General features: G+C 45.9%; 6 protein-coding genes. 1 reads left to right on the top strand and 5 read right to left on the bottom strand.

Features of this window, described 5'->3' with window-relative positions:
* Positions 1 to 284 precede the first annotated feature (284 nt).
* The 5 genes from RID09_RS14440 to RID09_RS14460 all read right to left on the bottom strand — a co-directional run bounded on the left by RID09_RS14440 (position 285) and on the right by RID09_RS14460 (position 4776).
* Entirely contained in the window at positions 285 to 1493 is a 1209-nt protein-coding gene (locus RID09_RS14440) for a hypothetical protein (RefSeq protein WP_446336624.1), read from the bottom strand.
* Between the two features lie 103 nt (positions 1494 to 1596).
* A complete protein-coding gene (locus tag RID09_RS14445; RefSeq protein WP_446336625.1) occupies positions 1597 to 1734 on the bottom strand; it encodes a hypothetical protein in 138 nt (45 codons plus the stop codon).
* A 129-nt stretch (positions 1735 to 1863) separates the two neighbouring features.
* Positions 1864 to 2307 carry a surface-adhesin E family protein gene (locus tag RID09_RS14450; protein WP_446336626.1) on the bottom strand — a complete coding sequence of 148 codons (444 nt, stop codon included), beginning with the start codon at positions 2305 to 2307 and terminating at the stop codon, positions 1864 to 1866.
* 54 nt (positions 2308 to 2361) lie between these two features.
* Positions 2362 to 3069 carry a hypothetical protein gene (locus RID09_RS14455; RefSeq protein WP_446336627.1) on the bottom strand — a complete coding sequence of 236 codons (708 nt, stop codon included), beginning with the start codon at positions 3067 to 3069 and terminating at the stop codon, positions 2362 to 2364.
* A gap of 237 nt (positions 3070 to 3306) precedes the next feature.
* The gene (locus RID09_RS14460) at positions 3307 to 4776 is read right to left on the bottom strand and encodes an ankyrin repeat domain-containing protein (protein ID WP_446336628.1); all 1470 of its coding nucleotides are present in this window, start codon (positions 4774 to 4776) and stop codon (positions 3307 to 3309) included.
* A 154-nt stretch (positions 4777 to 4930) separates the two neighbouring features.
* On the opposite strand from RID09_RS14460, the gene RID09_RS14465 reads away from it, so the two are divergent.
* A complete protein-coding gene (locus tag RID09_RS14465; protein ID WP_446336629.1) occupies positions 4931 to 5401 on the top strand; it encodes a DUF4079 domain-containing protein in 471 nt (156 codons plus the stop codon).
* Positions 5402 to 5737 lie beyond the last annotated feature (336 nt).

Consider the following 5737-nt stretch of genomic DNA (forward strand, 5'->3'; position numbering starts at 1 on the left):
CCTCTGGAGTTATCTAAATTAGGCTCAATACTTGGTAGTTTTCTACGGGTGTTTGGTTTAAGTATTGCCGCAAGGATAGATAATTGTAAGGTGTGTCGCGGAACTAAGAATCCCCGCACTTATAGGGCGGGGAGTGTCAAACATAACACTACTTATAGGGGTGGATTTTACCCTGATTATCTAGTGGGGAAACCCACAGTTATCCGCCCTGATCATAATTTTTTGTAAATTTTGATAAAACTTAACCAAAGCGCGATCGCACTTCCACGCACGCTTATCGGTATCTATTGCCTATTGCCAGTTTTAACCACAACTTGGCTGATAATCCGCACAATTTTTAGCCAAACCAGAGAGAGGAACAGAGTGGTACTAGCATAGGCGAAGAATAACCAGGGAAAAAAATAACCTTGATTCGCATTGTTGAAGCCATACCAATACATCCGATCTAAAATATTTGAACCAAATAATGTAATATACAACCACGGTATCCACCGACTCAATGATGTACCTAAATGGGCTAGCTTAGCCTCCTGCACTTTAAGTCGCTGGGCTAATGTGTTCAACGTATTCCAGATTCCCCAGAAGCTATAAAATGGAATCACAAAGCGAGCAACAGCCCCCCAAGGCGTGATTGGATAGTCCGGTAGGTGGGTTCTCAGATACCCATGAACGCGATGCAGCCAAACCAAACTTAGGAGAAAGACAAGGGTGTAAGTGCAATCACTGATTAATTCTAGAGGGTTCCAGAACGAGTCAATAAAAATCACCATGCGGTGAATTAAATAGATGAGGATTCCCGTCGTATCGGCTACATCCAATAGGTCATAAATATAGTAAGAGGTTGACCAAACAGCAGCGTAAATCACAAAGAGGCTATTGAAACTAATTTCTAACCCCAGGAAGGCGATTAAAACACGACTTATCTGTTTGAGAACACGGACTTTTTTCCGTTGCGCTTTTGAGTTGGGGCTAGCTTGGTTGAGAGAATTGGCGATTCCACGGTTTTGATAAATCTCAGCCGTAACGAATGGCGTATCGGATAGGTTCAAGTTTTGGGTTTCTAGTTCTCCATCAACTTGATTTTGATCGATTTTTTCCTCGGTGCGTTCTATTTCCTGATCAAGTTGTCTTTGGCGAATCAGTAAAATTGAGCTAGATTCCTCAAGGGGAGAATGATTGAGAACAGGTTGAGGTTGCTCACCTAAGTCCAATTCCTGACTCCATGCGGGAAAATCGAGATGGGTTTGTTTACCATAAATTTTGACCGTTTTGATTGATTTAGCCGCCAGTTTGGTCATACCCTGATAAATAAACTGCACCATCACCTCTTGGTTGGGTACAGTATTACCTTCCAGCATCAGGCGCAAGCAGTCCCCTTTCACCTTGGTTTTAGCCGTAACGCCTTGTACCTGAAGATGACGATTGATCAGGGCTGCGATCGCGTGGCTATCCCCCTGCTTTGCCCGTTGTATAATCGGTGGTATCCTAGTCATGCCATTATCCTTAACAGGTCAGTCAATCCATAGCTTAATTATCTATAGCTCTGAGAAGATTTTGGCAAAACGCGATCGCGCAGGTGGAATACAACCCCCACTCCTAATTTCTGTAGCGTTGATGACGAAATTCAATCACATTTTTTTTGAGCGTAACCTCATAGCCGTCAAAAAAGTCTTGTCCGAGCAATCCAATCGTTTGAGCTGGAGGCGCAACGGATACCATCACATCTGTTGTCACCCGATTACTGATTTTATGAGATTCAACTAAAGATCAAATAACTAATGAGCTTCAGTCTTCGCGTTCTAATCTTCTATAGTTCTGAGGCAAAAATTGCTATGCACAACTTGAGCGGAATTGACTGATTTTTTATTTTGAGCAAACAAACTTAAGTGAGGCTTCTTCGGGAGAACCTGAATCGGGTACACCGCCTCTGCCATCTTCTCCGTAGTTATAATCTTCAACGGTTTGTCCGTTGGCATCTAGCAACCGCTCAAAGCGCACTTGATAAATCTGATTCTGGCAATCCACCGCGATATAATATGTAGTGCTGTATACCTGTTTGCCAGGTACGATATTAGTTGTGGGTTCTCCGTAGATAACATTTGCCCAGAAGTAGCGTAAGCGCCCTCTGCCTTCAATCGTGGAGACATCAACGTGGTAGGCGTTATTGTCTGCATCGGTTTTGACTCTCACCCACTGCTGCGCGATCGCGACGGGTGAGATGAGGATGGCGCTGCTTAGAGAAAGGAGGGTGAGTACTCCTTGGAGAGAACGGCGGTTGAGTTGAATTAAGGGATTTGTCATATCCATAGCCGCTTAAGGGTTTTGAACTATTATGCTTTTATTCATATTGATAAAACGAGTTTAACCTGAACAAAACTGCTGGCGAGTCATCTGAAGAAAGTCAGTCAAAGCCATTGACGGATTTTCCACACTGTACGCCTGTTGCAACACATCCGCCCACATCTGACGAGTGGCAAAATACTGGGCTTTAGCGTAAGCTATCTCCTCGGTTGATGCTCTATCGTCTTGCAATTGTGCCTCTATAGTCATCAAATCAGAAGAGATGCGATCGCGTGTTGGTTGATCCACCATCTGAAAGGCTAGCCGGTAAAGGGGAACAGAGTCCTGATTAAATAATACCCAAAAATAACGCTCTCCCGGTTGCAGCGCTTCCCCATCATACAAAAGCATATCCTCTGATGGACTCACTTGTTTACTCCACACCACATCTTGGGTAACATGCTGCCACAGTTCAAGTTTGCCAATCTCTTCTCCCTCTTTAAGTCGCCACATAAATAATGGGCGATTACTCCAAACTAAGGGAATAGCTAAAGGATTGTAGGCTGGAGAAATTGGACAAACGGAACCACGACTTCCTCCCGTTCTTCCCCGCGCTGGGGGTTCAGTGTTATTGTTGGATGATGAGTTGGTTTGATATAAATCTAACCACGGTAAGGGTTGACGTTGAGCCAGGGTTATCCTTGGTATGAATAGCTGATATCCAACGAGCCAAGTGATTAAAGTTATTGACAATAAACCTAAGGGTAAAATCTTTTTGTCATTTGTCATTTGTTATTTGTTATTTGTTATTTGTCATTCGGACGGGGCGGGTTTAATGACATCAGGGGGGCAAACAATGATAATAGTTAAACCCGCCCCTACAAACTCACATTAGCCAAGTCTCCAATTCTGTCAATTTGAATGGAGCCATTCCCAATTCTGTTGCAGCTTTGTTGGCACCGTTGGCGCAGGATTAAGTAATTATTGAAGTAACTCAAGATTCGTGAAATTCCTCACCCCCTGCTATTACTCAGCCGCCCCTGCGGCTTTAAGAGCACCCACGACTTCCGGATACCCATTAAATTCAGCAATCATCATCGCCGTATAACCACCCCGATTTTTGAGGGTGACATCAGCACCGGCTTCAAGTAAACATTTCACGGCTGGGATATAACCCCGATGGGCTGCCCACATTAAGGCTGTCGCCCCCGCACTATCTCGCTGATTCACATCCGCGCCCGCTTCTAATACCGAGCGTATCAGTTCACTATCCCCTTGATCAGCCACCTTCATTAACAGGGTTTTCCCTTTGATGTCCGTCATATTGGCATTTGCCCCAGCTTTGAGCAATACTTTGACGGTTTCTGAATATCCCTGAGATAGGGCAAGGGTAAGTGGGGTTTCGGCTTGGTTATTTGCATTCACGTCAGCGCCATGTTGCAACAGCGCGATCGCAATGTCTGTGTGACCATGTAAAGCGGCTAGAAGCAGCGCCGTGTCGCCCAGCTTATTTTTGAGGTGTACGCTAGCGTTGCGCTGGAGTAAAGCCTCCACAACCGCCCCATGCCCTTCTACAGAGGCTAAATGTAATGCTGTCTCCCCATCAGCATCCTGGACATTAATCTGTGCCCCCGCATCCAGTAATGCCCGAACAATGTCACAATGACCTCCTGCTGCTGCCGCCATCAAGGCAGTTCCACCCCTGAGATTGTGCTGATTCACATCTGCACCCGCCGCTAATAAAGCCTGGACAACCGACGTATGACCTTGATCTGCCGCTAAAGTCAGCGCGGTTTCACCGTCCTCATCTTGCAGATTGACATCAGCACCATGGGCTAATAATAGCTGAATAATCGGTAAATAGCCTAACTCAGCCGCCTGTATGAGTGCGGTTCTGCCATCAACGTTTCGAGTATTGACATCAAACCCACCCTCGAGTAATCGGCTCACCATCTGAGTACGACCCTCACTAGCCGCCAAAAGCAATGCCTCTGAACTCAGTGTGCCATCAGCCCCAGCTTCGAGTAAGGTGTTGACAATTTGAATCTGACCACTTTCCGCCGCTAGCTTCAGGGCGTTATCGTTATCTTTGTCTTGGATATTGAGATCAGCACCTGCTTTGAGTAGGCGTTGTACCAGTTTGAGATGACCTTTATGTGCCGCCACCATAAGCGCGGTGCTACCATCTTCATTCTTGGCATTAACATCAGCACCGGCGGCGATTAGGGTTTCTACTGCATCCACCTGATTGGCGGCGACAGCGAGCATGAGTGCGGTTAAACTGTACCGTTTTCGTGGCAGGTTGATATTGACACCAGCCGCGACTAGCGATCGCACAATTTCGGTATAACCCCGTTGAGCGGCTATCATCAAGGCAGTCGTGCCATCGCGATCAGTCGCATCGATATTCACCCCCTGACTCAGCAGGGTTTTGATTTGGGTCAAGTTGCCACTTTGGGCGGCTTTCAGCAGTAAGCCATCAGTGTTTTGGATCATAGCTATTGCAGAGGAATGGTCAACGCCAGCGCCAATCAGACTAGTTAAATCTATCTCTTGGGAGGGAAGTCAGTTTCGTTATCAGACTTTAGAGGAAACAGCAGCTATGCTATGTTAACTTTTGTCACTATATTGAAACTCCTCTAAGAAGCTTATGAACTTCGACATCCCAGAACCGATTAAAGTTTACTCCCAATTCTTTCACCCTATAGTGATGTGGCTCCTGCTGGCAACTGCCATTTATGCCCTGTATCTGGGGATCAAAATTCAACAGACGAGAACGGCAGAAGGTGAACTCCGCAAAGAGCTAATCAAGGGCAAATACAATATCAAGCACCATCAAATTGGTTCAATCCTGTTAGCCGTTATGGTGATTAGCACCGTTGGCGGAATGGCAGTGACTTACATCAACAACGGTAAGTTATTTTTCGGTCCCCACTTGCTGGTTGGCTTGGGTATGACTGCCCTCATTGCCATGTCGGCGTCCTTTACACCATTCATGCAAAAAGGTCAAATGTGGGCTCGCTATAGCCATATTGCCCTGAATGCGGTGCTTTTAGGACTGTTTGGCTGGCAAGCTGTAACGGGAATGCAGATTGTGCAAAAAATTATCAGCAAAATGTAATAAGCTGTTCGGCATTCAAACCTTAACGATTTTACTGCGTAATGCGAGCCAGCAAGCTCGCTACCCATTCCAGGAGATAATCCTCTCGTGTAGAGACACGCCATGGCGTGTCTCTACTCTCTGCTATGGGCAGTAGTCATTGACTCTTCATCCTTCATCTTCCCCACCTTCCCCACCTTCCCCACCTTCCTCACCTTACAGACAAGCGATAGTGAAAGCCCCCGTCTTTCAAGCGGGGGATGAAACTGAGCAAATCGTACAGATAGCGGGATAAATCCCGCACGAATTTCTTGTTTAATGATACACTATAACTACAAACAAGAAGGTGATGAATTT

It is taken from the genome of Coleofasciculus sp. G1-WW12-02, from assembly GCF_040219735.1.
Classification (GTDB): Bacteria; Cyanobacteriota; Cyanobacteriia; order Cyanobacteriales; family Coleofasciculaceae; genus Coleofasciculus.

What these genes read in the sequence shown, in the direction of transcription:
- RID09_RS14440 (WP_446336624.1), bottom strand. Translation starts at nt 1,493, where the DNA reads ATGACTAGGATACCACCGATTATACAACGGGCAAAGCAGGGGGATAGC.
- RID09_RS14450 (WP_446336626.1), bottom strand. Translation starts at nt 2,307, where the DNA reads ATGGATATGACAAATCCCTTAATTCAACTCAACCGCCGTTCTCTCCAA.
- RID09_RS14455 (WP_446336627.1), bottom strand. Translation starts at nt 3,069, where the DNA reads ATGACAAATGACAAAAAGATTTTACCCTTAGGTTTATTGTCAATAACT.
- RID09_RS14460 (WP_446336628.1), bottom strand. Translation starts at nt 4,776, where the DNA reads ATGATCCAAAACACTGATGGCTTACTGCTGAAAGCCGCCCAAAGTGGC.
- RID09_RS14465 (WP_446336629.1), top strand. Translation starts at nt 4,931, where the DNA reads ATGAACTTCGACATCCCAGAACCGATTAAAGTTTACTCCCAATTCTTT.